This is a genomic window from Curtobacterium pusillum (assembly GCF_007673235.1).
Classification (GTDB): domain Bacteria; phylum Actinomycetota; class Actinomycetes; order Actinomycetales; family Microbacteriaceae; genus Curtobacterium; species Curtobacterium pusillum_C.
The window spans coordinates 193675-214753 of the sequence record NZ_VDZH01000003.1 but is presented as its reverse complement, the minus strand read 5'-3'; the positions used below and the strand labels follow the sequence as shown (position 1 = coordinate 214753).

The window sequence follows — 21079 nt, the reverse complement described above, 5'->3', positions numbered from 1 at the left end:
TTCGCGCCACGCCCGGGACCTGGGAGATCACCCTCGTTCGGGTGACACCGAAAAGCAGGTGAGGTTAGCCTTACCTAACGTGACTGACTCCACCGTGACAGCCCGTACCGAAACCCTGACCACCGCGAACGCCGACCGCTACCGGTCGACCGTCACGGCCACGGTCGACCGGCTCGCCCGTCGCCTGGCGGCCGTCGATCGCCCGACGACGGACACGACCGCCCACGAGCTCCGTGCCCGGGTCGCCGGCATCGACCTCGACGCCGAACCCATCGGGATCGACCGGGCGCTCGCGGAACTCGACGACCTGTTCGTCCGCGAGGCCGTCTGGTTCCACGACCCCGGGTACCTCGCGCACCTCAACTGCCCGGTGGCGCTGCCGGCCGTCGCGGCCGAGGCCGTGCTCGCCGCCGTGAACCCCTCGGTCGACACCTGGGACCAGTCGCGGATCGGCACCGAGATGGAGCGGCACGTGGTCGGGTGGCTCGCGGGGCGCATCGGGTTCGCCGCCGGCGACGGGATCTTCACCTCCGGGGGATCGCAGTCCAACCTGCAGGCCCTCCTGCTGGCACGAGAAGCCGCGACGACCGCGGGCACAGCGACCGCGACCGCGGGTGCCGTCCCACGGCCCACCGTCTTCGCGACCGCCGAGACCCACTTCAGCATCGCCAAGTCGGCCCGCCTGCTCGGTCTCGACACCGTCGTCGACGTCCCCACCGACGCCGTCGGCCGGATGCGCCCCGCCGCCCTCGCCGAGGCCGTCGCCGCCGCCCGCGCCGCCGGACGCACCCCGGTGGCCGTCGTCGCCACCGCCGGCACCACCGACCGCGGCGTGATCGACCCGCTCGAGGCGATCGCCGACGTGTGCGACCTCGAAGGGGTCTGGCTGCACGTCGACGCGGCGTACGGGTGCGGGCTGCTCGTGTCCCCGACCCGTCGACACCTGCTGAACGGCATCGAGCGTGCCCGGAGCGTGACCGCCGACCTGCACAAGTCGTTCTTCCAGCCGGTCTCGTCGAGCGCCCTGCTCGTCGGCGACCCCGCCGACCTCCGCCGCACGGCCTGGTACGCGGACTACCTCAACCCGGAGGACGCCGCCGAGCCGAACCAGGTCGACAAGTCGCTGCAGACCACCAGGCGGTTCGACGCCCTCAAGCTCTGGGCGACGCTCCGTGCATCGGGCGCCGACGCCATCGGTCGGTCCTTCGACGCCGTGGTCGACCTCGCGGCGGCGACGCACGCGCTCGTCCAGGAGCACCCGGACCTCGTGCTCGTCGCGCCGACGCAGCTGAGCACGGTGCTGTTCCGCTGGCAGCCGGCCGGTGTGACGGACGACGAGGCGGACGCCCTGGTCGCCCCGATCCGGGCCGCCCTGCTCGCCGAGGGCCGGGTCCTCATCGCGAAGACCGTGATCGACGGGCGACCGTGCAACAAGCTCACGCTGCTCAACCCCGAGACGACGATCGACCAGCTGCGCGCGTCCCTCGACCACGTCGTCGCGACCGCGGCACGGGTCCGCGCCACCACCACCGCCCCGGAAGGAGCAACGCGATGACGCACCACACGACGGACCAGCGCACCCACGACCACCGCACCGACACCGTTCACGACCTCGTCGGCATCGGCATCGGCCCGTTCAACCTCGGTCTCGCCTGCCTGACCGACCCCGTCGACGAACTCGACGCGGTGTTCCTCGACGCCGCCGACGGCTTCGCCTGGCACCACGGGATGATGCTCGACGACGCCACGATCCAGGTGCCGTTCCTGGCCGACCTCGTGACGATGGCCGACCCGACGTCGCCGTTCTCGTTCCTGGCGTGGCTCAAGGAGACCGGGCGCCTGTACCCGTTCTACATCCGCGAGGACTTCCACCCCCTCCGCAGTGAGTACGACGCCTACTGCCGCTGGGCCGCCGACCGGCTGGACACCCTGCGCTGGGGGCGCCGGGTCACGGCCGTCGAGCACGACGTGACGACGGACCTGTTCACGGTGCACGCCGAGACCGATCAGGGTCCCGAGACGTACCGCGCTCGTCACGTCGTCGTCGGCATCGGCACCGAGCCGGTCGTGCCCGAGCCACTCCGCGGCATCGGCGGCCCCGCGATCCACTCCGCGCAGTACGTGCCGAACCGGGAAGCGCTCCGGACGGCGGGGAGCATCGCGGTGATCGGCAGCGGGCAGTCCGCCGCCGAGGTCTACCGCGACCTGCTCGAGGACGTCCGGCAGCACGACTACCGCCTCGACTGGATCACCCGGTCGCCGCGGTTCTTCCCGATGGAGGACACGAAGCTCACGCTGGAGATGACGAGTCCCGAGTACACGGACCACTTCCACGCGCTGCCGGAGGGTGTCCGTGACCGTCTGGGGCGCGAGCAGCGCGGCCTGTACAAGGGGATCAGCGCCGACCTGGTGGACGAGCTGTACGACCAGCTCTACCGGATCAGCGCCCGCGGTCCGGTCCAGACGAGCCTCCGCACCGAGACGAGCGTGGTCGACGCCGAGTGGCTCGCCGACCGGGGCACGTACCGGTTGACGCTCCGCCACGAGCAGCTCGGCGAGACGTACGAGCACGAGGTCGAGCGCCTCGTCCTCGCCACCGGGTACGCCCCGCGGTCGACGTCGTTCCTCGACCCGGTCGAGCACCTGGTCGCGCGGGACGCGCGGGGGCGGTTCGCGGTCGCCCGCGACCACCACGTCGACCGTCTCGGCGGCCGCATCTGGGTACAGAACGCCGAGGAGCACACGCACGGGCTGACGGCACCGGACCTCGGCATGGGTGCGTGGCGGAACGCGTCGATCATCCGGTCCGTCACGGGTCGGTCGGTCTACGGCCTGGAGGAACGGATCGCCTTCCAGGAGTTCGGCCTGCCCGCCACCCGGCAGTCCACACCGCGTCCCGTCACCGAGCGCGCGGAGGTGACGGCATGACCGTGGACGCGACCAGCGCGCCGGCGGCGCGCCGACCCGTGGGCGCCGCACCGGGCCTCCTGTCCGTCGAACCCGTGGACCCGGACCGCGACGCCGCCGTCGTGCAGTCGTGGCTCGCCCACCCGGCGTCGTCGTGGTGGGAGATGGGGCACCTCGACGTCGAGGCGGTGCGCGTGTACCTCGCCGGCGTGCAGGCGGACCCGGACCAGGCCGCGTGGCTCGGCCGTCGCGACGGCGTCCCGGTGTTCCTCGCCGAGACCTACGACCCGGCGAGCGTCCTGCTCACCGACGTCTGGGCCGCCGAGCCGGGCGACGTCGGCATGCACCTGCTCGTCGCCCCGCCACCCGCCGACGGCCGCGTGCCCGGACTCACCGGCGCCGTCATGCGGGCGGTGGTGGAGCACTGCCGTGACGCCCTCGGTGCACACCGGGTCGTCGTCGAGCCGGACGTCCGGAACACCGCCGTACACGCGAAGAACGCCGAGGTCGGGTTCCGGGTGCTCCGCGAGGTCGACGTCGACGGCAAACGCGCCCTGCTGTCGGTGCTCGACACCGACCGGATCGGCGTTCCCGACGACGACGGACCCGCGGCGCACCTGCGGCCCGAGCACCTCGAGCCGGCCGAGCGGCACCTCGTCGCGAAGTCCATCGCGGAGTTCACCCACGAGCGGCTCGTCGCACCCGTGCCGGACGGGGAGGGCTGGCGACTGGACGCGGGGGAGTCCACCTACCGGTTCCGCGCCCGGCGGCACGCGCTCGAGCACTGGTCGGTCGACGAGGCCTCGGTGGTGCGGACGATCGACGGCGAGCCTGTGCCCCTCAGCGCGCAGGAGCTCGTGCTCGAACTCCGGGACGTGCTCGGCATCCCCGACGAGCTGCTCGGGACCTACCTGGAGGAGATCGCCTCGACCCTGGCGAGCGCCGCGGCGAAGCACCGGCGGGGCGGCCCGTCCGCCGCGCAGCTCGCCCGCGGACGGACCGAGGGGCCCGACCAGGTCGTCGCCTCGTTCCAGGACGTCGAGTCGGCGATGACCGAGGGGCACCCCGCGTTCATCGCCGCGAACGGCCGGATCGGGTTCGGGCTCGACGAGTTCCGCGCCTACGCACCCGAGACGGGCGGCCGGTTCCGGTACCGGTGGCTCGCCGCACGGCGCAGCTGCACGCACCTGGCGCTCGCCGCGGACCGCACCGAGGTCGACCACTGGAAGGCGGAGCTCGACGACGCGACGCTCGCCGCCTTCCGGTCGACGCTGCACCGGCAGGGGCTCGACCCCGACGACTACGTGTGGATCCCCGTGCACCCGTGGCAGTGGCAGCACCGGATCGCCGTGACGTTCGCGCCGGACCTCGGGCGGCAGGACCTCGTCGACCTCGGGGAGGGCCCGGACGAGTACCAGCCGCAGCAGTCGATCCGGACCGCGTTCGACCGCTCACGTCCGGAGCGCTCGTACGTGAAGACGGCGCTCGCCGTGCAGAACATGGGGTTCCTGCGCGGCATGTCCCCGGCGTACATGCGGAACACCCCGGCGGTGAACGACTGGGTGGCGTCGCTCGTCGCCGGTGATGCGACGCTGGCTGGCGCCGGGTTCCAGGTGCTGCGGGAGCACGCCGCGATCGGGTACACGGGCGACGCGTACCACCGGGTGGACGTGTCCTCGCCGCAGCGGAAGATGCTCGCGGCGCTCTGGCGGGAGAGTCCGCTGCCGAGGGTGACGGACGACGAACGGCTGATGACCATGGCATCGCTGCTGCACCGCGACGCGGCCGGGAACGCCGTGGTCTCGGCGCTGATCGCCGCGTCGGGGCTGCCCGCCGACACGTGGGTGCGGCGCTGGCTCGACGCCTACCTGCTGCCCGTGGTGCACTGCCTGACCGTGCACGACCTGGTGTTCATGCCGCACGGCGAGAACCTCGTGCTCGTCGTGCGGGACGGCGTCGTGGTGCGTGCCGTGATGAAGGACATCGGCGAGGAGGCAGCGGTGCTCGGGACCCACGACGACCGGCCGGTGCCCGAGGAGATCGCGCGGATCGTGCACCCGGTTGACGACGACGAAGCGGCGCTCGCCGTGCTCACCGACGTGTTCGACGGGGTGCTGCGGTTCGTCGCGGCGATCGTCGACGACGACGGGGTCCTGCCGGAGCGCCGCTTCTGGGAGGTCGTGGGGGAGTGCGTCGACGCGCACGCCGCCGCCCACCCGGACCGTCGGCGGCCCCTGGACCTGCGGGTGCCGACGTTCGAGCACTCGTGCCTGAACCGGCTGCAGTTGCGGAACACCCTGTCGATGGTGGACCTGGCGGACCAGTCGTCGTCGCTCATCCGCGCGGGGGCGATGCCGAACCCGATCGCCCGGTAGCGACCCGACCTCGGATCGCGACCTACGGTTGCACGCGCTCGACGGCCCAGCCGTCCGGGCCGAGGCGGTAGCGCAGGCGCCGGTGCATGCGGTCGCGGCTGCCGTGCCAGAACTCCACCGCGTCGGGTTCGAGCCGCCAGGCCCGCCAGGACCCCGGCCGCGGGACGTCGTCACCGTGCTCGTCCAGCAGGGTGTTCGCGTCGTCGATGAGGTCCTGCAGCGACCGGTCGCCGTACGGGTCGGACTGGTCGGCGACGGCGGTGGCGGCACGCGACTTCGGCGACCGGTCGGCGAACAGCGCGTCGGACTCGGCATCGGACAGCGGCACGACGGAGCCCTCGAACCGGAGCTGCTGCATGGTCTCGCGCCAGTACACCTGCAGTGCGCCGAACGGGTTCTCGCCGAGCTGCCGGCCCTTCGGGCTCGTGGACGAGGACCCGAACACGAGCCCGACGTCGTCGAGTCGCTTGACGTCGACGGTCCGCGCCGAGACCCGTCCGCCGGCGTCGGCCGTGGCGAGCGTCATCGACAGCGGCTCGGACACGTCGCCGTCCTGTGCGGCGTCGATCCACGCTCGGGCGACGGTGAGCGGCGAAGCGGGCGGATCGGTGAACTCCGGGAACGCGAAGGACGAGTCACCGGACAGCGGGGCGGAGGGCATGCGCCCAGCCAACCGCGCTCAGTCCGTCCACGTCCAGGTCGCCGGGGGACGCCCACTGCGGGTGGCCGTCGAGGCGGCGGCGTCGGAGCGGACGAGCGCGGGGTTCGTCCGGAGCGCCCGGTTGGTGTTGCCCGGGTCCGGGGCCACACCCGTCAGCTCGGCCTGCAGCAGAGCCGCGTCCGAGGTCGTGAACGTCTCACCGAGGAGCGCACGCGTCAGCGGCAGATCGCGCCAGATCCGGGTGCGGACGTGGTCGAGGGCGGCCGCGATGATCGCGTCGTGGTCGAACGGGAGGCACGGCTCGTCCTGGTCGGGTCGCCGCCCGACCGCGGTGCGCCGCCAGATCGCGGGCCCCCCACCCGTCGGCAGGGCAGCCACCGCCACGAAGGCGACGCTGATCGCCGCGCTGCGCGGGTCGCGGTCGGGTCCGTCGAACGCGCCGATCTGCGCGAGGTGCCGGACCGCCGCCGCGTCGATCCCGGTCTTGGTCCCGAGTGCGCGTCGGGCACCGTCGGCCAGGAGTTCCGCACCGTCCAGGAGCACGCCGGGCAGTGCCTCCAGGCCGGCGTACGGGTCGTACGGCCGGCGCGCGGTGGCGACCCGCAGCCCGTCGCTCGCCGTGAACGACATCGGGACGACGTCGATCGCGATGAGCGGCTGGTCGCGGGCCGCCGAGGGGCCGTCGGTCACGCCGATGCCCGTCGGGCCGCGCGGTCGGTGCGTTCCTGGCGGAGTGTCGCCCGGACGTCCGCGAAGGACTGCAGGACCGTGAAGCGCCCGTCCACCCACACCGGCTGGAGGAGGCTGGTGGCTTCGTCCTCCGCCGTGGCCTGGTCGGTCTGGCGGATCTCGCCGGTCGCGTCCCGGTGCAGGGCGATGCGGCCCTTCGCGCTCTTCTTGCCGCTGCCGGTCTTCGGGTCCTTCTGGATGTCGACGGGCTCCCCGTCCACCAGCGCCCACGTCGCCTTCACGGCACTGCCGAGGTTGTCGCGGGTCATGTACTGGTACGTGTACGAGCCGATGCCGAGCACGATGTTGTCGCTCGCGTAGCCCTTCGCGGCGAGGCGCTCGTAGATGCGACGGGCACGGTCGAGGGTGATGCTGTCGCCGTAGATCACGCCGATGTGCTGGTCGAGGACCTTGTAGCCCTGCTCGTTCACGGTGTGGCCGAAGATCTCGTCGAGGAGCTCGACGACGCCCTTCTCCTCGTGGCTGCGGGCCGGGTCGGTCAGCGCCGCTTGGTCGACGCCGTGCACGGTGCCGGTGACGATGTCGACCGGGTCGCCCGAGTCGGGGCGGATCACGAGCTTGCCGTCTCGGGCGGTGATCCGGTCCTTGAGGGCGGGGAGCGTCTCGGTGACGACCTTGAACAGGTCGAACCCGTCGCTGACCGCCGAGACGATGCCCGTCGGGTAGACGTCGAGGATCTGCTCGAAGGTGGCGAGCTCGCCGTCGGCACCGCGGACGCACATCACGCTGTGCTCGGTCGCGGGGACGCTCGCGCCGACCCATCCGTTGTCGCCGGGGTAGTAGCGGTCGATGAAGTCGAGCGACGGCATCGAGTCCGTGCCGAGGAACGAGAGCAGGTGCCCCGCGCCTCCGGCTGCGGCCGACTCGATGCTCGACTGCCCGCGGAACGAGAAGTCGTGCGCCGCGAAGTCGATGCTCGCCGGGTCGGCACCGGTGCGGGCGGCCCAGTCCTCCATCAGGTCGCGGTACTCCAGGGCCTTCGTCGCGACGGTGGACGGGTGCCAGATCGACGCCGACAGGGCGGTCTCGATGTAGTTCGGCAGCCAGAAGAACTCGTCGACGGTGTTCTCGACGGTCAGGGTCGCGACGCCGATCGGGGCGAGGGTGCCCTCGGGCAGTGCCTTGATCTCGAGCGGGAGGTACCCGAGGCGGTGCAGTGCCCGGACGTGCTCGGTACCGATGTGGTTCGGCCCGAAGTAGCCCTGCAGTGCCTGCTCGAACAGGTCGGCGACCAGGTCCTCGTCGGCGGCGAAGAACGGCGCCCAGGCCTCGACGAGGTGGCGCTGAATGAACGCCTGCAGCCCGAAGACCACGGCGTGCGTCGACTCGGGCATGTGCGCGTTCGACCGGTTCGTCCAGTTGATGAGGATCCGGGTGGTACCGGCGGGGTAGACCTGCCGGTGCGAGTGCTTGTAGCCGTCGACGGCGAGGAGCGGGGCGATCGGGCTCGGGCTGGTCAGGCGGGGCTCGATGCCGGTGGTGGTGGTCTCGGTCTGCGTCATCGGATCTGCTCCGTCAGGTAGGGGGTGAGTTCGATCGTGCGCAGGCCCTCGATGGCGTTCTGCGCGGGGTAGGAGTCCGTCGTGACGATCTCCCCGAAGTGCTCGGCGAGCTGCGGAGCCCGGCCGGAGAAGACGCCGTGCGAGACCCAGAGGCCGAGGCGGTCCTTCGTCAGACCCGTCGCTGCGGCGAGGCCCGTGAAGGTCCCGCCGCCGTCGCAGATGTCGTCGACGACGAGCAGGCGACCGGTCTCCGGCAACGGCTCGCACGTGAAGCCGTCGAGCTTGCCGGTGTCCGGGTTGCGGTGCTTCTCGGCGCGGAACACCGGCAGCCCGCAGGCGTCGGCGACGGCGGAGGCCCGCGCGACGGCGCCCTTGTCGGGGGCGATGATCCCGACGTAGTCGGACCCGGCGACCACGGCGTCGCGGACGACCGCTTCGCTGGTGACGACGGTCAGGCGTTCGACGAGGTCGACGATCACGGGCGAGTGCGGGTCGAACGCGATGACCTGGTCGATGCCGAAGCCGTTGACGACGTCCGCGTAGACCTTCGCACCGAAGGGGAGGCCACGGTCCTGCCGGGCACCGGGCAGGTACGGGATGAGGGCGACGGACCGGGATCCGCGCTGCCGGACGGCGTCCGCCCACATGCCGAGCATGAGGAGGTCGTCGCCGCTCGTGCCGCGCAGGGTCGCGATCTCGATGAGGTCCCCCGCGTCGGCGTCGTGCGCGACCTTGACGTGGGCTTCACCAGCGGGGAACCGCATGGTGGAGAACGTCGGTGTCGCGAGGTCTCCCCGGGTGGTCCGGGTGTTCAGTTCGACTGCCATGACCTGACCGTACCACGGTATTTGTCAGCGTGACAAATACTGCTTCGCCGTTGCTCGCATCGACCGCAGCAGCAGTGGTCCGGGCAATCGCAGGAGCCACCCCGGGACCAGCGCGCGGACGAGCCGGACCAGGCGCACCGCGCGCCGGAAGCGCCGGCGCTCGCGCGGGCCCCAGGCGAACCCGTACTGCGAGCGGAGGGCTTCGGGGAGCATGCCGACCGTGACGATCCGCACGAGCGGCATCGCGGCCCGCACCCACAGCGGGGCGAAGCGCGGGTGCAGCAGGTCGCGGACGACCCCGCGGGCGTCGTCGGTCACCTCGAGCCGTTCGAGTTCGGCGGTCCAGTAGCGCTCGAACGCGGCGACCGACGTCGGCCACCGGTCCGCCGGGACCCGGAGCGCCGTACCGATCGGGGCGTACGCCTCGAGGACCGCCTGGGCGCGCCGGTCGTCCACCGGCTCACCGAACAGCTCGTGCGCGCGCATCGCGGAGTCGTACAGGGTCGCGGCGACCCAGAGCTGCCGGTCGACCTCGTCGGCGCCGGCGACCGGTCGGTGCGCCCGGTGCACGAACGACGCCGCGGTGGCAGCGTCCTCGTCGGTGCCGATCACGACCGCGTAGACGAACATCAGGGTGTGGGCGAGCCGCTGCTGCGGCCGGCGCGCGAAGTCCGAGTGCTTCCGGACCCCCGCCGCGACGACGGGGTCGGCGATCTGCAGCAGGATGGCGCGGCCGCCGGCCGCCACCGGCGTGCTGTCGGCGAGGAACCGACGCAGGTCGCGGTCCGCGACGCGACCGGATGGCGGACTGGAGGCGCGGTGCGCGTCCGGCACCGCGCCTCCAGTCCGGCGGCGACTCACCGATCGGTCCTGCGTCGCGCGGCGCGGACGCGCGGGGCGACGTCGACCACGATCGCGACGGCGAGCGCGATCGTCCCACCCACCAGGGCGAGGACCAGGAACGCCGTGCTGCCAATGGGTCCCGTCGCGGCTGCGATCGTCGACACGACCAACCACATCGCCGGCAGCGGCCAGAGATGGCCGGGGGACCCGGCGACCACGGCGAGCAGGACGCCGGCGACGACCAGCGGGAGCCAGGCCACGTTCGTGCCGCACGGCGGCCCGTACGTCCCGGGGCCGCACGCGGTGACTCCGGAACGGACGCCGGTCTGCGCGGCTGCCGCGATGAGCAGGAGCGCGGCGATCGCCGACAGCCGTGCGAGCGCGGGCAGGCGGCGGACGCTGTCCTGGACACGACGGAGCACGGCCCGATCGTACCGGGCCGTGCTCGGTGCGCCCTCGGTCAGAGCGGCTTGGTACCGAGGTCGTTCCCGAGGTCCGGGCGGTCCTCGTCCTCGTGCTCCCACAGGTCCGGTGAGCCCTCGCCGGGCGCGCCGCCGGTCGGGCCGTCGTCGGTGCCGTCGCCGGGCTGCGGGTCGACCGTCTCGCCGGCGACCGCGTCGTTCGTCACGGTCTCCAGGGACTCTTCGGCGTCGTCGTACTCGTACGGTCCGACGTGCTCGGTGTCCACGTCGTCGTCGCGGAACTCGTCGGTTCCGTCGTCAGGGGTGATGCCGGGGTCGCTCATGGTGGTTCCTCTCGTCGAATCCGGTCCCTGTCTACGCGTCCTGCTGACCGTCGAGCTGCAACTGCTGTGCCAGGCCCTGCTCGTCGGTCGCACCCCAGCGCTCGACGATCTTGCCGTCGCGGAACTTCGACACCTGGATGCCGCGCACCTCGAACGAACGTCCGGTGGGCTCGTGGCCCTGGAACGGACCCGTGTGCGTGCCGCGGATCGTGAACACCGCCGTGACGAAGTCGTCGGTCACGACCAGCGGATCCGGCGTGAGCTCGAGGTCCGGGAACGCCGTCGTGAAGGCACGCCAGAAGTCGACGATGCCCGTCAGCCCCGGAGCCTGGTCGGGCGCCGGGTCGTGGTCGACCACGTCCTCCGCCCACACCTCGCCGAAGCGGTCGAAGGCGCGGTCGCCGATGATGCCGCCGAGGCGTTCCTGCGCTGCCTGGTTCGCGTCCGTGGTCATGGGGGTCCTCCCGTCAGGGGCCCGGACTGTTCCGGGGCCCTCGACCTGCGTACCCGGGCCGGTATCCGACGTCCGCACAGTCCGGGGGACACCTGTCCGGTGGGCGCACCGAGGGTGCCCGTTCACCTGGCGGCCACCTCGGGGTCACCCCGGCGGGGCACACTCGCCGTGCTCGGGGGAGTGGAGCGCGGTCGCCGACGGGTGGTCGAGCGACCGCGCCTTCCCGACCGGGCATCTCGCGCATGGACCGGGCGTACACCGAGCCAGCGCTAGTCTGGTCGTCGGCCGTTGTCTCGACATCGAGCGACCCTCGATGTGGAGTGTGGCGACCGGGTAACCGATGCCGATCGCACGAACCGTGCGGGAAGAAGAACAGCGTGGATCTTTTCGAGTACCAGGCCAGGGACCTCTTCGAGTCCTACGGTGTCCCCGTGTTGCAGGGGATCATCGCCGACACCCCTGAGGAGGCGAAGGCAGCGGCCGAGAAGATCGGTGGCGTCGTCGTCGTCAAGGCGCAGGTCAAGGTCGGCGGTCGCGGCAAGGCCGGCGGCGTCAAGGTCGCGAAGACCCCGGACGAGGCGTTCGAGCACGCGCAGGCGATCCTCGGCCTCGACATCAAGGGCCACACGGTCAAGCGCGTCATGGTCGCCCAGGGCGCCGACATCGCCGAGGAGTTCTACTTCTCCGTGCTGCTCGACCGGGCGAACCGCTCGTACCTGTCGCTCACCAGCGTCGAGGGCGGCATGGAGATCGAGCAGCTCGCGGTCGAGAAGCCCGAGGCCCTCGCCCGTGTCGAGGTCGACCCGCTGACCGGGATCGACAAGGCGGCGGCGCTCGAGATCGCTTCGCAGGCGAACTTCCCGGAGGCGCTCCGCGACCAGGTCGCCGACGTCTTCGTGAAGCTCTACGACGTCTACAAGGGCGAAGATGCCACCCTCGTCGAGGTCAACCCCCTCGTCCGCACGGGCGACGGACAGATCCTCGCGCTCGACGGCAAGGTCTCGCTCGACGAGAACGCCGACTTCCGGCACGAGAACCACAAGGCGCTCGAGGACACCGCGAGCGAGGACCCGCTCGAGGCCAAGGCGAAGGCCCACGGCCTGAACTACGTCAAGCTCGACGGCCAGGTCGGCGTCATCGGCAACGGTGCGGGGCTCGTCATGTCGACGCTCGACGTCGTCGCCTACGCCGGTGAGCGCCACGGCGGCGTGAAGCCCGCCAACTTCCTCGACATCGGCGGCGGTGCGTCGGCCGAGGTCATGGCGAACGGCCTCGACGTCATCCTCGGCGACCCGCAGGTGAAGAGCGTCTTCGTGAACGTCTTCGGCGGCATCACCGCCTGCGACGCCGTCGCGAACGGCATCGTCGCCGCGCTGGGCATCCTCGGCGACGCGGCCACCAAGCCGCTCGTCGTCCGCCTCGACGGCAACAACGTGGAAGAGGGTCGTCGGATCCTGGCGGAGGCGGCGCACCCGCTCGTCACCGTCGCCGCGACCATGGACGATGCGGCCGAGCAGGCCGCCGAGCTCGCCGCGGCCGCGGCGTAAGGAGCGCTCAGAACAATGTCGATCTTCCTCAACAAGGACTCCAAGGTCATCGTCCAGGGCATCACCGGCGGCGAGGGCACCAAGCACACCGCGCTCATGCTCAAGGCCGGCACGAGCGTCGTCGGCGGTGTCAACGCCCGCAAGGCCGGCACCACCGTGACCCACGGCGACGTCACCCTGCCCGTGTTCGGCTCGGTGCGCGAAGCCATCGACACCACCGGTGCTGACGTCTCGATCGTCTTCGTGCCGCCGGCGTTCGCGAAGGACGCCGTGCTCGAAGCCATCGACGCCGCGATCCCGCTGGTCGTCGTCATCACCGAGGGCATCCCCGTGCAGGACTCCGCGGAGTTCTGGGCGCACGCGAAGGCCCTCGGCGGCAAGACCCGCATCATCGGCCCGAACTGCCCCGGCATCATCACCCCCGGGGAGTCACTCGTCGGCATCACCCCGGCGACGATCACCGGCAAGGGCCCGATCGGCCTCGTCTCGAAGTCCGGCACCCTGACCTACCAGATGATGTACGAGCTCCGTGACCTGGGCTTCTCGACCGCCATCGGCATCGGCGGCGACCCGGTCATCGGCACCACGCACATCGACGCGCTCGCCGCGTTCGAGGCCGACCCCGAGACCGAGGCGATCGTCATGATCGGCGAGATCGGTGGCGACGCCGAGGAGCGTGCGGCCGACTACATCAAGGCGCACGTCACCAAGCCGGTCGTCGGCTACGTCGCGGGCTTCACGGCTCCCGAGGGCAAGACGATGGGCCACGCCGGCGCGATCGTGTCCGGTTCCGCCGGCACGGCCGAGGCGAAGAAGCAGGCGCTCGAAGCGGCCGGCGTCAAGGTCGGCAAGACGCCGTCCGAGACGGCGGCGCTGCTGCGCGAGGTGGTCGCGAGCAAGTAGCGGCGTCCGTCCCGGGTGCGGACCGACTGGAGGCACGGTGCCGGTTGGCGTCGTGCCTCCAGCATGTAGAATTCTGGTATGCAGAACTCTCGACGCCTCTTCCTCGCAGGCGGTGGTCTGACGGCGCTCGCTGCGGTGACCGCAGCGCCTGCTCGAGCGAGTGTCAGCACGGAGGAAGAGGTCCGACGGCAGACGACGATCCGGTTCGCCTCCGAGTTCGGTACCGTCGGCGACGGCGCAGCGGACGACACCGCCGCCCTGCAGGAGGCGATCAACTGGTCGAGCGATGCCCTTGGCACCCTGCTGCTCGACGCGGGCTTCTACGCGATCAACGCGCTCTCGGTGAAGCCGCAGGCCAGGATCGTCGGTGCGGGAGCAGGGCACACGTTCTACCCGAGGGCGAAGCAGCCGCGCATGGCTGGCGCGGTGATCGTTCCGCGGACGCGGGACGCCACGACGGAGGCGCTCGTGACGATCCCGGTGGGGTCGACCGGCGTCCAGCTCCAGAACCTCGCCATCGACGGGTACAACTTCCGCTGGGGAGGCGATGCCGCCGATCCTGCGCTCAGGGTCCGACGTGTCGGCCTCGACGTGCGTGGCGGCGTCGAGGTCGTGGTGAATGGCGTCCGCGTCGTGCGCTTCGCCGCGACGGGCATCGCGATCGAACGCCTCAACAACGCGCGATGGACCGACGTGTTCGTCGATCGGAGCGGGAGCGACGACGAGCCGGCGTTCGTCCTCCGGTCACCGGCTGACGGAGCTTCGAACTTCATCGTGTTCGACGGGCTCACCATCGAACGATCGGCGAACACGGCCCTGAGCATCGCGGTCGGCGACGATCCGGTCCGCGACTGGGCGTCCAACGTCACCTTCATCGGCTTGCACGTCGAGTCGAACCGCGACTACGGCGAGCATTCGTTCCCGATCAACACGAAGCCGCTCATCGACGTCGGCAACGTCCGTGCCCTCACGTTCGTCGCGCCACAGGTGCTCGGTGGAGCAGCCCCGATGCTTCGGTACCGCCAGACGATCCCGACAGAACCCCTCGGAAGCGCCCCTGGGGGTGATGCCCGCGACCAACAGGGCGGAATGACCGTGTTGGGCGGCCACTTCGACGCGCACGGCGGTGGAACGGTCGCCCGTGCGGGCATCGAGGTGAGCGGGCTCGGACGTGGAGCATCGCTGCGGTCGGTCCGGTTCGCTTCCCTCCCTGCTGTTCCCGCGGTGCTCATCGGGCAGGACTATGGCTTCGACCTCCACGTCTCCGGCTGCTCCCAGCGTTGGGCGAAGGAACTGGGACGGCCCGTGCAGGACGACCGGCCGGACGCGGTTCGCCGACACTGGCCATCCCGGGTGCAGGGTGACCAGGTCATCGGGGGCGGCGGGCTGCTCATCGAGGGGCGACAGTTCCGCGTCGCCGACCGATCTCCGGCTGATGCCACGAAGGCGGAGTCGGTCGACGCGTCGTCGATCTCTGCGGGATGGGTCGAGGTCGGCGCACGAGGGCCGGGAACGGACACCGCCGGTCGCCTGTTCGTGTACAACTGGAAGCCGGTACGCGGTCCGCTCGTGCGCGTCACCTTCGAACGAGCGATCCCTGCGCAGCCGATCGTCATGGTGACCGCTCGGAACGAGCGGGCGGCGACCGCCCGACTCTTCGTGCGACTCGACGAGGAGGACGGGCGGACGCTCGGCTTCACCGTGTGTACGGCGGATGAGCTCGACCGGAGCACGGAGGCGATGTTCGTCGACTACTTCGTCGTCGGACGGGTTCCGCTCTGACCACGGTCAGAGGTACCGGTTGACCGGTGCCGTCGCTTCGAGTATCGCCGCCCGGAGCGACGCACTCCAGGCCGTGGCGATCTGCCCGTCGTTGCCGCGGCCGTCGACGTTGTGGGTCGAGAGGGCCGCCCCGCCGTCCGGGAGGTGGAGGAAATCGCGGTGTCGGTACGCCCCGGTGACCTTCGCGGCGACGCCCGTCTCCACTGCGACGCGGTGCAGCCAGAGGTCGTCGGCCGCGGGGGCCTGAGCGCGGAACTCGTCCTCGCGGTCCCGGAGTGCGTCGAGCATCGGCGGAACGATGAGGTGCCCCCATGTGCCGGTTGCCAGATTGCGTGGCGAGGCCGGCCCCTGGCCAACCTCGGGCCACGTCTCGTACGGCGTGAGGGCGCCGCTCCGGAACGACACCTCTCGCGAGCGGTGCGCGGTGTTCGTGCGGGGATCCCCGGCGTGCGCCGAGAGGAGTCGCTCGAGCCACGTCCTCGGGTACAGCAGGTCGTCGTCGGCGGTGACGAGCGGAGCGCGGTGGCGGTCGAGTGATTGGACGTAGGGGTAGTACTTGGTGTGTGGCCGGTAGTTCTCGGACAACCGGATCTCGGCTCCACGACGGATGAGCCGTCGCAGGCCTGGAGTGGGATCGGCGACGGCGGCGTGGTCGTCAAGCCAGAGGATGAGCCGCTCGGGGCGGACGGTGCCGGCAGCGATGCTCTCCATGGTGAGGTGCACGGTCGCGATGCGCTCGCCGTGGCTCGTCAGGCTCACGACCGGCCCGCCGCCCGGGTCGATCGCCGAGAGCGTCGACGTGCGATTACGGAGCGATAGTGCGGTGAACCGCTCGGCCTTCCGTACCTGGAGGGTGAAACGAGTCATGTTGGTATTTTACATGCCGTGCGCGAGGGGAACAACCCTTGCACTCCCGTCGAGCGCCGCGCGGCGTCCCGGTGCGTGCGCCGCTCGCACGTATCCTCGCTGCGATGAACCGCCTGGGAACCGCACTGCTCGCCGCGATCGAGGCGGTCGTGACGGTCGGCGTCGGCCTCGGGATCGCCCTGGTGCCGCTGACGCTGCTGTGGGGGTTCGAGTACGGCCTGCAGATCGACTGGGACGTGTTCTGGAAGGCCACCGGGAGCGTCTGGCTCGTCGGGCACGGCGTCGACGTGTCGTTCCTGCTCGGTTCGGCGCTGGCGAAGTCCTCCGGAGTGAGCGGTGCCACCGACCCGATCCACGTCACGCTCGCTGCGCTCGGGTTCGCGATCGTCACCGCCTGGCTCGCCGGTCGCGCCGGACGACGCTTCGCCGAGACCGAGCACCGCACGACGGGGCTCCTGGTCGGCACCGGCGTGGTCGCCGCCCTCGGACTCGCGGTCGCGCTCTCGTCGCGGTCCGCCGCGACCGATCCCTCCGTCTGGCAGGCGATCGTCCTGCCCGCGCTCTGGTTCGGCATCCCCGCGCTCGTCACGTCCGAGGTCTGCCGGCGTCGCCGGGGGCTCTCCGCCGACCCGGTGACGCAGCGCGTGCTCGACCTGCTCGACCGGGTGCCGTCCGTGTGGCGCGCCGTGGCGGCGTTCGGACTCCGTGCCGGCACCGCCGCGACCGCCGCGGTCGTCGCCGTGGCGGGCATCGTGGTCGCCTTCCTGCTCTTCGGCTCCTTCGCCGAGGTCATCTCCCTCTACGAGCGGTCGCACGCCGGTGTCGTCGGCGGCATCGCCCTGACCGTCGGGCAGCTCGCGTTCCTGCCGGACTTCGTCGGCTGGGCGACGTCGTGGCTCGTCGGACCCGGCTTCGCCATCGGGACCGGTTCGAGCGTCTCGCCGATCGGCACCACGCTCGGGCCGATCCCCGGCATCCCGGTCTTCGGTGCGCTGCCCGCTTCCGGCCACACCTTCGGGCTGGTCTGGGTGCTCGTGCCGGTGATCGCCGGGTTCGCCGTGGGAGGGCTGCTCCGGCCGCGGCTCGTGCAGGCGCTCGGCAGCGCGAACTCCGCCCTGCACCGCGCCCTCGGCGGGGTCGCTGCGGGCCTGGTCGCCGGCGTGCTCACCGGGATGATCGCCTGGGTCACGTCGGGCTCGTTCGGCCCCGGTCGCCTGGCCGACGTCGGACCGCACGCCCTCGTCGTCGGAGCCTTCGCGGCGCTCGAGGTCGGGGTCCCGGCCGTCGTGGCACTGGCTGCCGGGAGCGACCTCGTCCGGCTGCCCGACCGCGGGTGGTCGCGCGAACGCTGGCACGAGAGCGACGAGTCGGACGCTTCCGAGACCGCGGACCGCGAGACCTCCCTGCTCGCAGCGCTCGACCAGGCCGGCGCCGGCCGGACCACGGACGTGCACCGGTTCGTCGTCGAGGAGGCCCACGGCGGGGTGGCGAGCGCCGCTGCGGCGACCACCGCTGCAGCCCCCGCCGACCAGCCGACCGAGCCGATCAAGGACAAGGCGACCGACGGCGGTGAAGCCGACCACGTGCCGGAGCCGAGCGTGCCGGTGGAGCCGGTCCGTGCCTCCAGGCCCGAGCGCGACCCCGATGCGGACGTCGAGCTGCCGGACTGGGCACGCACCGACGCCGTCGCGGCCGCCCGTGTCACCGACCAGCCGGAGCCGGCCGCCCGTGGCGGGCTCGGTTCGATCCGGGACCGCCTGCGCGGCGCAGCCGACGGCGTGCGCGGACGCGCCGGCGAACTCCGGGACCGCGTCACGGGAGCCGACGTCGAGCGCGAGCAGCCCGCAGCGCCGGCGCCGACAGCACCGGGGACCGAGGCACAGCCGGCGTTCCCGTGGAGCACCGAGGAGTTCGTCGCCGGGCGCGACGACGAGCCCGAGGCGCCCGCCTCTGCGAAGCCGGCGACGCCGAAGTGGGACGCCACCGACCAGATCCCGGACGACGAGCTGCCCTGGTGGCGCCGCCCCAAGGACGACCGGTAGCGACCGCCGTCGTACGACACCAGGCCCGGTAGGGTTGTCAGCGTGCTCGAACTGGTCGTCCTGATCTCCGGTACCGGCTCGAACCTCCGAGCCCTGCTCGAAGCGACCCTCGACGCCGAGTACCCCGCACGCGTCGTCGCCATCGGTGCCGACCGCGATGCCGAGGGGCTCGCGCTCGGCGAGGAGTTCTCGATCCCGACGTTCACGGTGCCGTTCTCCCGCTTCGACTCACGCGCGGCCTGGGGCGACGAGCTCGCCGCCCAGATCCGCCCGTGGTCGCCCGACCTCCTCGTGCTGTCCGGCCTCATGCGCCTGCTGCCGCCGGCGGTCGTGTCCGAGTTCGGTCCGGCGATCATCAACACGCACCCCGCGTACCTGCCCGAGTTCCCCGGCGCCCACGGCGTGCGGGACGCCCTCGCCGCAGGAGTCGAGCAGACCGGGGCGAGCGTCATCAAGGTCGACGACGGCGTCGACAGCGGCCCGATCCTGGCGCAGGAGCGCATCCCCGTCCTGCCGGGCGACTCCGAGTCGACGCTGCACGACCGCATCAAGCCGGTCGAGCGACGCCTGCTCATCCAGACCATCCTCGACATCGCCAACGGCACCACCGACCTGAAGGGCACCCCGAGCGCATGAGCGTGCACGCAGCCGACCCCAGCCTGTACCGCGACCGGGACACCGTCCCCGTGCGGCGGGCGCTCATCTCGGTGAGCGACAAGTCCGGCCTGCTCGAGCTCGCCGGGGCGCTCGCCGACTCCGGTGTCGAGATCGTGTCGACCGGGTCCACGGCGCAGGCCATCCGCGACGCCGGGTACGCCGTCACCGACGTGTCGAGCGTCACGGGCTTCCCGGAGTCGCTCGACGGCCGGGTGAAGACCCTGCACCCGTCGGTGCACGCGGGTCTCCTCGCCGACCTGCGCCTCGAGTCGCACGAGCAGCAGCTCGCCGACCTCGGCATCGAGCCGTTCGAGCTCGTCGTCGTCAACCTGTACCCGTTCGTCGAGACGGTGGCCTCTGGTGCCGACACCGCGACGGTGGTCGAGAACGTCGACATCGGCGGGCCGGCGATGGTCCGTGCGTCGGCGAAGAACCACCCGAACGTCGCGATCGTCGTCTCGCCGGCGTCCTACGCCGAGGTCGTCGAGGCCGTCCGTGCGGGCGGGACCACGCTCGAGCTCCGGAAGCGCCTCGCCGCCCAGGCCTTCGCACACACCGCCGCGTACGACACCGCGGTCGCGTCCTACTTCGCGAGCGACGTCGTCGCGGCCGAGGCAGCGGCACCGACCACGGCCGGCGAGATCGAGACGCCCGGCACCTTCGACGAGCACCTGTCGTTCGGCGCCGACCTCGCCGCCACGCTCCGGTACGGCGAGAACGCCCACCAGGCCGCCGCGCTGTACACGAGCGCGCAGGGCACCGGCATCGCCCAGGCCACGCAGCTGCACGGCAAGGAGATGTCGTACAACAACTACGTCGACGCCGACGCAGCGGTCCGCGCGGCGTACGACTTCGCCGAGCCCGCGGTCGCGATCATCAAGCACGCGAACCCGTGCGGCATCGCGATCGCCCCGGCCGACGCCGCCGACCCGATCGCCGCCGCCCACGCCGCCGCGCACGCCTGCGACCCGCTGTCCGCGTTCGGTGGGGTCATCGCCGCGAACCGCCCGGTCACGGTCGCCATGGCCGAGACGGTCAAGGACATCTTCACCGAGGTCGTCGTCGCGCCGGCGTTCGACCCCGAGGCGATCGAGATCCTCTCGCGCAAGAAGAACATCCGCCTGCTCACGCTGCCGACCGACTTCGCGCTGGCCGAGCGCGAGGTGAAGCAGATCTCCGGCGGGTTCCTCGTGCAGGACGCCGACCGGTTCACGTCGTTCGACCAGTCCACCTGGACCCTCGTCGCGGGCGAGCCGGCCGACGATCAGACGCTCACCGACCTCGCGTTCGCGTGGAAGGCCAGCCGTGCCGTGAAGTCGAACGCGATCCTCCTGGCGAACCTGGGTGCGAGCGTCGGCGTCGGCATGGGCCAGGTCAACCGCGTCGACTCATGCCACCTCGCGGTGGACCGCGCCGGTGAGCGGGCGGCGGGGAGCGTCGCGGCCTCGGATGCCTTCTTCCCCTTCGCGGACGGCCTGCAGGTCCTCCTCGACGCGGGCGTCCGCGCAGTGGCCCAGCCCGGCGGGAGCGTCCGCGACGACGAGGTCATCGCCGCCGCGAAGGCCGCCGGCGTGACGATGTACTTCACCGGCGAGCGGCACTTCTTCCACTGATTCGAGGAAAGTGGTTGCGCCCTGTGAGTTCCTCTGAATAGTCTGTAAGGCTCCGCGACAGGCACGCCGACGACCTCCAACCGGGTCGGCGGCACCGCGGACACAACGGTGACGAAGACGACGACTGGAGTGACGATGGACACGACGACCGGAACCGTGGCGACGGCTGCCCGTGCGGGTCTCGTGCTCTTCGTGGGGACCGCTCCCGACGCACGACCGTTCGGCGGAGCACGCGGCGTACGCCCGCGTCCCGCACCCGCGGCCGTCGCGCCGCACCCCTACCGGGGTGCGCCCGCCGTCACGGCACCGCTGTCCGCGTAGGGCTGCCTCCCACAGCCAGCGACGAGCCGTCGGCACCGCCCGACGACGACGAGCACGCGACGAGCCGCCGCGACAGCCGCGACGACGACGAGCACGGGCCCGCGCGAGCCCACGCCTGAAACCCGGGGGACGACTGTCTCCCGGTGCACTCCGACCGAACCGACGCCGCTCGACCAGCGGCGGCGGGCGACCGCGACGCGGACCGAGCACGCCCGACCAGGGCGAGCACGGCCCGGGACGCGACCGACCCGCTCGGCCGACGACCACCACGCAACGGACACCG

At 71.8% G+C, this 21079-nt stretch carries 19 protein-coding genes; 10 read left to right on the top strand and 9 right to left on the bottom strand.

Annotated features, from left to right (window positions below):
- Nucleotides 1-79: 79 nt before the first annotated feature.
- Genes FS532_RS09405 through FS532_RS09395 form a run of 3 tightly spaced genes read left to right on the top strand, consistent with a single transcriptional unit; the run spans nucleotide 80 to nucleotide 5282 of the window.
- Entirely contained in the window at nucleotides 80-1555 is a 1476-nt protein-coding gene (locus tag FS532_RS09405; RefSeq protein WP_260852629.1) for a pyridoxal phosphate-dependent decarboxylase family protein, read from the top strand.
- Nucleotides 1552-2928: a lysine N(6)-hydroxylase/L-ornithine N(5)-oxygenase family protein gene (locus tag FS532_RS09400; protein WP_144753180.1), complete on the top strand. Its 1377-nt coding sequence runs from the start codon at nucleotides 1552-1554 to the stop codon at nucleotides 2926-2928. The genes FS532_RS09405 and FS532_RS09400 overlap by 4 nt, the downstream gene beginning before the upstream one ends.
- Nucleotides 2925-5282 carry a GNAT family N-acetyltransferase gene (locus FS532_RS09395; protein ID WP_144753177.1) on the top strand — a complete coding sequence of 786 codons (2358 nt, stop codon included), beginning with the start codon at nucleotides 2925-2927 and terminating at the stop codon, nucleotides 5280-5282. The genes FS532_RS09400 and FS532_RS09395 overlap by 4 nt, the downstream gene beginning before the upstream one ends.
- Nucleotides 5283-5304: 22 nt before the next feature.
- Here the strand turns inward: FS532_RS09395 and FS532_RS09390 are convergent, their stop codons facing one another.
- Genes FS532_RS09390 through FS532_RS09360 form a run of 8 tightly spaced genes read right to left on the bottom strand, consistent with a single transcriptional unit; the run spans nucleotide 5305 to nucleotide 11064 of the window.
- Nucleotides 5305-5943 carry a pyridoxal 5'-phosphate synthase gene (locus FS532_RS09390; protein WP_144753174.1) on the bottom strand — a complete coding sequence of 213 codons (639 nt, stop codon included), beginning with the start codon at nucleotides 5941-5943 and terminating at the stop codon, nucleotides 5305-5307.
- A gap of 18 nt (nucleotides 5944-5961) precedes the next feature.
- Complete coding sequence (locus FS532_RS09385; RefSeq protein WP_144753171.1) at nucleotides 5962-6633, bottom strand: NUDIX hydrolase; 672 nt, start codon at nucleotides 6631-6633, stop codon at nucleotides 5962-5964.
- Complete coding sequence (locus tag FS532_RS09380; RefSeq protein WP_144753168.1) at nucleotides 6630-8195, bottom strand: nicotinate phosphoribosyltransferase; 1566 nt, start codon at nucleotides 8193-8195, stop codon at nucleotides 6630-6632. Before FS532_RS09380 ends, FS532_RS09385 begins: the two co-directional genes overlap by 4 nt.
- Nucleotides 8192-9022 (bottom strand): phosphoribosyltransferase family protein, encoded by an 831-nt coding sequence (locus FS532_RS09375; RefSeq protein ID WP_144753165.1) that lies wholly within the window; start codon nucleotides 9020-9022, stop codon nucleotides 8192-8194. Before FS532_RS09375 ends, FS532_RS09380 begins: the two co-directional genes overlap by 4 nt.
- Nucleotides 9023-9046: 24 nt before the next feature.
- Nucleotides 9047-9883: an oxygenase MpaB family protein gene (locus tag FS532_RS09370; RefSeq protein ID WP_186321974.1), complete on the bottom strand. Its 837-nt coding sequence runs from the start codon at nucleotides 9881-9883 to the stop codon at nucleotides 9047-9049.
- Nucleotides 9880-10287, bottom strand: coding sequence for a hypothetical protein (locus FS532_RS18670; protein WP_186321973.1), 408 nt, complete (start codon nucleotides 10285-10287; stop codon nucleotides 9880-9882). The genes FS532_RS09370 and FS532_RS18670 overlap by 4 nt, the downstream gene beginning before the upstream one ends.
- Before the next feature lie 38 nt (nucleotides 10288-10325).
- On the bottom strand, nucleotides 10326-10610 hold the full coding sequence (locus FS532_RS09365) for a hypothetical protein (protein WP_144753159.1): 285 nt from the start codon (nucleotides 10608-10610) through the stop codon (nucleotides 10326-10328).
- A 31-nt stretch (nucleotides 10611-10641) separates the two neighbouring features.
- On the bottom strand, nucleotides 10642-11064 hold the full coding sequence (locus FS532_RS09360) for an ester cyclase (protein ID WP_144753156.1): 423 nt from the start codon (nucleotides 11062-11064) through the stop codon (nucleotides 10642-10644).
- Between the two features lie 377 nt (nucleotides 11065-11441).
- On the opposite strand from FS532_RS09360, the gene sucC reads away from it, so the two are divergent.
- From sucC to FS532_RS09345, 3 genes are all read left to right on the top strand, one after another.
- A complete protein-coding gene (gene sucC, locus FS532_RS09355) occupies nucleotides 11442-12611 on the top strand; it encodes an ADP-forming succinate--CoA ligase subunit beta (RefSeq protein ID WP_144753153.1) in 1170 nt (389 codons plus the stop codon).
- A gap of 15 nt (nucleotides 12612-12626) precedes the next feature.
- Nucleotides 12627-13514, top strand: a complete 888-nt coding sequence (gene sucD, locus FS532_RS09350) for a succinate--CoA ligase subunit alpha (RefSeq protein ID WP_144753150.1) — start codon at nucleotides 12627-12629, stop codon at nucleotides 13512-13514.
- A gap of 78 nt (nucleotides 13515-13592) precedes the next feature.
- On the top strand, nucleotides 13593-15296 hold the full coding sequence (locus FS532_RS09345) for a hypothetical protein (RefSeq protein WP_144753147.1): 1704 nt from the start codon (nucleotides 13593-13595) through the stop codon (nucleotides 15294-15296).
- A gap of 6 nt (nucleotides 15297-15302) precedes the next feature.
- Here FS532_RS09345 and FS532_RS09340 read toward each other — a convergent pair whose 3' ends face one another.
- Nucleotides 15303-16163: a hypothetical protein gene (locus FS532_RS09340; protein ID WP_144753145.1), complete on the bottom strand. Its 861-nt coding sequence runs from the start codon at nucleotides 16161-16163 to the stop codon at nucleotides 15303-15305.
- A gap of 104 nt (nucleotides 16164-16267) precedes the next feature.
- Between FS532_RS09340 and FS532_RS09335 the strand changes: the two genes are divergently transcribed.
- From FS532_RS09335 to FS532_RS09320, 4 genes are all read left to right on the top strand, one after another.
- Nucleotides 16268-18205 (top strand): cell division protein PerM, encoded by a 1938-nt coding sequence (locus FS532_RS09335; RefSeq protein WP_144753142.1) that lies wholly within the window; start codon nucleotides 16268-16270, stop codon nucleotides 18203-18205.
- Nucleotides 18206-18247: 42 nt separating this feature from the next.
- A complete protein-coding gene (gene purN, locus FS532_RS09330; RefSeq protein WP_079237315.1) occupies nucleotides 18248-18841 on the top strand; it encodes a phosphoribosylglycinamide formyltransferase in 594 nt (197 codons plus the stop codon).
- On the top strand, nucleotides 18838-20475 hold the full coding sequence (gene purH / locus FS532_RS09325) for a bifunctional phosphoribosylaminoimidazolecarboxamide formyltransferase/IMP cyclohydrolase (RefSeq protein ID WP_144753139.1): 1638 nt from the start codon (nucleotides 18838-18840) through the stop codon (nucleotides 20473-20475). The genes purN and purH overlap by 4 nt, the downstream gene beginning before the upstream one ends.
- A 135-nt stretch (nucleotides 20476-20610) precedes the next feature.
- On the top strand, nucleotides 20611-20796 hold the full coding sequence (locus tag FS532_RS09320; RefSeq protein WP_144753136.1) for a hypothetical protein: 186 nt from the start codon (nucleotides 20611-20613) through the stop codon (nucleotides 20794-20796).
- Nucleotides 20797-21079: the final 283 nt, after the last annotated feature.

Coding starts and splice junctions, on each gene's coding strand:
- FS532_RS09395 (WP_144753177.1), top strand. CDS start 2,925: ATGACCGTGGACGCGACCAGCGCGCCGGCGGCGCGCCGACCCGTGGGC.
- FS532_RS09375 (WP_144753165.1), bottom strand. CDS start 9,022: ATGGCAGTCGAACTGAACACCCGGACCACCCGGGGAGACCTCGCGACA.
- FS532_RS09360 (WP_144753156.1), bottom strand. CDS start 11,064: ATGACCACGGACGCGAACCAGGCAGCGCAGGAACGCCTCGGCGGCATC.
- FS532_RS09380 (WP_144753168.1), bottom strand. CDS start 8,195: ATGACGCAGACCGAGACCACCACCACCGGCATCGAGCCCCGCCTGACC.
- FS532_RS09390 (WP_144753174.1), bottom strand. CDS start 5,943: ATGCCCTCCGCCCCGCTGTCCGGTGACTCGTCCTTCGCGTTCCCGGAG.
- FS532_RS09335 (WP_144753142.1), top strand. CDS start 16,268: ATGAACCGCCTGGGAACCGCACTGCTCGCCGCGATCGAGGCGGTCGTG.
- FS532_RS09340 (WP_144753145.1), bottom strand. CDS start 16,163: ATGACTCGTTTCACCCTCCAGGTACGGAAGGCCGAGCGGTTCACCGCA.
- FS532_RS09345 (WP_144753147.1), top strand. CDS start 13,593: ATGCAGAACTCTCGACGCCTCTTCCTCGCAGGCGGTGGTCTGACGGCG.
- FS532_RS09365 (WP_144753159.1), bottom strand. CDS start 10,610: ATGAGCGACCCCGGCATCACCCCTGACGACGGAACCGACGAGTTCCGC.
- sucD (WP_144753150.1), top strand. CDS start 12,627: ATGTCGATCTTCCTCAACAAGGACTCCAAGGTCATCGTCCAGGGCATC.
- purH (WP_144753139.1), top strand. CDS start 18,838: ATGAGCGTGCACGCAGCCGACCCCAGCCTGTACCGCGACCGGGACACC.
- FS532_RS09400 (WP_144753180.1), top strand. CDS start 1,552: ATGACGCACCACACGACGGACCAGCGCACCCACGACCACCGCACCGAC.
- FS532_RS09320 (WP_144753136.1), top strand. CDS start 20,611: ATGGACACGACGACCGGAACCGTGGCGACGGCTGCCCGTGCGGGTCTC.